Genomic DNA, 2650 nt, shown 5'->3' on the forward strand with positions numbered 1-2650 from the left:
GAGGACCTTGTTGATCCGCGGCAGGAGCCCCTTCGCCAGCAGGACGAAGGTCAGGGCAAAGAGCACCAGCCCCACGATGAAGGGCTGCGTCTCGGCTTCCTCCAGCGCCGTGACGGCCTCGCCGCCCGCCGCCTCTCTCCGGGCGTACGCCCGTAGGTAGCCGACGACCGTATTGGTCACCGCCACCAGCGGAACGGCGACCACCGCGCCGCCGATGCCGGCGACCATCGAGCCGGCGGCCACCGAGAGGACGACGGCAAGGGGGTGGACGCGGACCGCGCGGCCGAGGATGAACGGCTGGAGCACATGGCCCTCGATCTGCTGCACCGCGAGCACCACCACCAGCACCATCAGCGCCGTGAAGACATCACGGGTGACCAGCGCGACGACCACCGCGAGCGCGCCGGAGACCACCGCGCCGACCAGCGGGATGAAGGCGAAGAGGAAGATGAAGACCGCCAGCGGCACGGCCATCGGAACGTTCAGGCAGAACAACCCGATGCCGATGAAGATCGCGTCGATCAGCGCGACTATCACCGTGCCGCGGACGTACGCCGTCAGCGTGGCCCACGCGCGCGGGCCCGCGCCCGCCACGCCCTCGCGCGCCGCGCTGGGGACGAGCTTGAGGAACCACTCCCAGATCCTGCGGCCGTCGTAGAGCAGGAAGAGGGTGCTGAACATCGCCAGCAGGATGCCGGTCAGCACCTCCAGGATCACCTGGACGCCCTCTATGCCGGCCGAGGTGATGTCCTTGGTGTTGGTGCCGATCGCCTGGCTGAGGTTGTCGGCGATGTTGTTGATCTGGTCCTGGGTGACGTGGAACGGGCTGTTGAGCAGCCAGCGCTTCAGCTCGCCGATGCCGTGCTGGATCGACGTGGACAGATCGTCGAGATTCTCCGTGACCTGCCAGACGACGAACCAGCACACCAGGCCCATGACGATGAAGCCGCCGGTGAAGGTCAGGGCCGTGGCCAGCCCGCGCGGCACGCCGCGGCGCTTGAGCAGGGACACGGTGGGCTGGAGCAGCGCGGTGATCAGCAGACCGACGACGAAGGCGAGCACCACCAGCCGTACGGCACTGATCACGCGCATCAGCACCCACAGGGTGCCCGCGAGCACCAGCAGCCGCCAGCCGGCCTCGGCGGCGACCCGTACGCCCCAGGGCACCGCGGCCGCGGCATCGGGGCGGTGGGCGCACGCGCCCTTCCGGGCGGGGGCGGGCTTCGGCGCGGGTTCCGGATCCGGCTCGGGAGCGGGCTCCGGCGCTGGTTCCGGTGCGGGGCTCGGCGCCGGCACCGGCACGCGCTCCGGTTCCGGTTCCGCCCGCCGCTGCGGATTCGGCTTCGGCTCCGGCGCCGACGGCTGTGCGGGCACGGTGACGGGAGCCGGGGCACGATCGATCCCCGGCTCGCCCTGCGCGGCAACGCGCTCGGCTCGCTCGGCTCGTTCGTCGAGGTGCTCCGCGAGCCGGATCAGGCCCGACCCCAGGCCGCCGACCCATCGTGGCAATCTGGACATTTCTCTTCCTCTACCCCCACTCCCCCGTGGCCACGGTGAACGTTACCCGGGTGCGCGGACACGCAAGACCCCCGACCGGTCGCGGTCGGGGGTCTCGAAGGGGTATGGCGTGGGCCTAGTACCAGTTGTTCGCCTGCCAGAACGACCAGGCGCCGCACGGGCTGCCGTACTGCTCGTTCATGTAGCTGAGGCCCCACTTGATCTGCGTGGCCGGGTTGGTGCGCCAGTCGGCGCCCGCGGAGGCCATCTTGCCCGCCGGCAGCGCCTGGACCAGGCCGTACGCGCCGGAGGAGGCGTTGGTCGCGGTGTAGTCCCAGCTGCTCTCGTTGTTCACGATGTGGCTGAAGCACTGGAACTGGTCGGACGGGACGATCTGCCGGGCCATCGCCTGGACCTCGGCGACGGAGTAGGAGCCCTTGACCGGGAAGGACGAGGCGTCGCGCGTGGCGGAACGGCTCGTAATGTCCTGGTCGCGCTCCTTGGCCGCCTTTGCCTCGGCGTCCTTCTTCTCCTTCGCCTCCGCGGCTTCCTTCTTCGCGGTGGCGGCCTCGGCGGCCTGCTTGCGCGCGGCCTCCTCGGCATCCTTCTTGGCGGCCGCGTCGGCGGCGTCGGCCTGGGTGGCGGCCTGCTGCGTGAGGGAAGCGGTCTGTGCCTGGACGTTCTGTCCGGCGGGGAGTTCCGCCAGCAGCGTCGTGTCGGCCGCGGTGGCCTCGACCCGGTCGGTCGTACCCTGATCATGTCCCGCGGCGACGCCGACAACGGCGCCAACGGTGGTGACCGCGGTGGCGGATGCCACGGCGAATCCCCGGACCGAAATCCGGCTCACACGGTTTCCTTCCAGCATCGCCCGCATAGGTGACCTCGCGGACGCGATCGTGCCCCTCGCGCTGGCCTCCGATAGAACCGGCCCCGGAGGACCGGCCGGTCACAGAAGGCACTGACCCGGGTGCGCTCCTCCCGAACGGGAGGTCCGCGGTGATGCTCGGGCGGCATACGGCGACGCTGTTCAGTTGTGAGTGAGGCGCACCGCCCCCTGAGGGGCCGAAGTGCCGTATGCGGGGCCTGACAGGACTGAGACTCTGCCTGAATCCCGCACTCCGAGGCAATTCCGGGTCACGTGGGAAAGCTCAGA

Annotated in this window: 2 protein-coding genes; both read right to left on the minus strand. The window is 70.2% G+C overall.

Annotated elements, in window-relative coordinates:
• Positions 1–1518: AI-2E family transporter (locus tag AB0K09_RS32130; protein WP_366068921.1), on the minus strand; the 1518-nt coding region annotated here is incomplete at its 3' end.
• Positions 1519–1633: 115 nt separating this feature from the next.
• A complete protein-coding gene (locus AB0K09_RS32135) occupies positions 1634–2362 on the minus strand; it encodes a transglycosylase SLT domain-containing protein (protein ID WP_366068922.1) in 729 nt (242 codons plus the stop codon).
• Positions 2363–2650: the final 288 nt, after the last annotated feature.

Origin of the sequence: Streptomyces sp. NPDC049577 (genome assembly GCF_040675635.1) — a bacterium.
Lineage (GTDB): Bacteria > Actinomycetota > Actinomycetes > Streptomycetales > Streptomycetaceae > Streptomyces.

Excerpts from the sequence above, each read along its gene's own strand:
- AB0K09_RS32135 (WP_366068922.1), bottom strand. The coding sequence starts at position 2,362 with ATGCTGGAAGGAAACCGTGTGAGCCGGATTTCGGTCCGGGGATTCGCC.